Origin of the sequence: Rhizobium sp. BK538, assembly GCF_014197575.1 — a bacterium.
GTDB lineage: Bacteria > Pseudomonadota > Alphaproteobacteria > Rhizobiales > Rhizobiaceae > Rhizobium.
This window is the reverse complement of record NZ_JACIFT010000068.1, coordinates 1-1,138: the sequence shown is the minus strand read 5'-3', so window position 1 is coordinate 1,138 and position 1,138 is coordinate 1. Positions and strand designations below refer to the sequence as shown.

Annotated in this window: 1 protein-coding gene; it reads right to left on the bottom strand. The window is 56.2% G+C overall.

The features are described 5' to 3' along the window. Positions 1–307: 307 nt before the first annotated feature. On the bottom strand, positions 308–1,138 hold an 831-nt coding region (locus FHX09_RS29405; RefSeq protein WP_184451130.1), incomplete at its 5' end, for an IS110 family transposase.

Sequence of the window (1,138 nt, the reverse complement as noted above, 5' to 3'; positions counted from 1 at the left end):
CTCACATGAGGATTTCGCCGTCAAGATCAATCACCTTTTCATAGCGTGCTCCTTTCGATTTGTATCGAATCCATGGCTGAGCCACCTTTCATGACGCGGCACGTTTCCGTCGCCGGTTCAAACTCACATACGGTCGCCGTTTTGTCCGGCAGCACCACTATCCCGCTTGCGTAGCGGCAAGGCTCAGGAGAACGGGACCAATCTAAAGCGCGGCATTTGAAGCCCGACTTAGAGGCGGTTCGTTCACCTGGATCCGCCAGGATTGATCAGTCCTGGAAGATTTGTGTGTTCGGCCATTTTATGGTCGTCAGGCGGTCTTCATAACAGCCCCTTCGATGACAACACCCGCAGTGACAAACTTCCACAGCGCGATAAGGAGCTTGCGCGCCAGGGCAACTATCGCGGCTTTCTTTAAACGTCCACCATTCGACTGGACCCGATCCACAAACCAACGACTGAGCGCTGACGCTGGCTGATTGCGTAGCCATAGCCAGGACAATTGAATCATCGTGGTGCGCAACCGGGGATTCCCTGCTTTTGAGACACCTTGTTCGTGGTCAATCGTCCCGCTCATCCATGGGGTCGGTGCCAAACCTGCATAGGCGGCAATCTGCCGCCGATTATCAAAATGTCGGCACAGCGCTTCGGTCCAAAGAACGGCGGCAAACTCAGCGCCGACACCTTTCAAGGTAAGCAACATTGCCGGCGCCGGTGCCTCAGACGCTAGCCGCTCATGTACGGAAAGCAGGGAATTACGCTCGCTCTCCACCGCGGCGATTTGCTCAAGCAGCAACTCAAGACGATCGAGTTCTCGATTTATTTGAGCCTTGAGATGCTTCGGCAAGCCACGGCCGTCTCCGGTGCAAAGCTCCTCAAGCCGTAGGCGGCGATCTTTGCGAAGCGGTTGATAGCCGCTGACGCCCTGGGCGAAAAGTAGACCTTTGACACGATTAACATGCCTTACCCGCTCCGCAATCAACACTTTGCGTTCCCGGCAGATTCGACGCCGGTCTTCGTCCTCATGGGACGGCGCTCTGACCATTGCGCACACACGAGGCTCGCCACGCTTGAATGCCAGCAGTGTCCGCGTCAGTGCCTCTCCATCAATCTTGTCGGTCTTAACGCGCCGACGTCGACG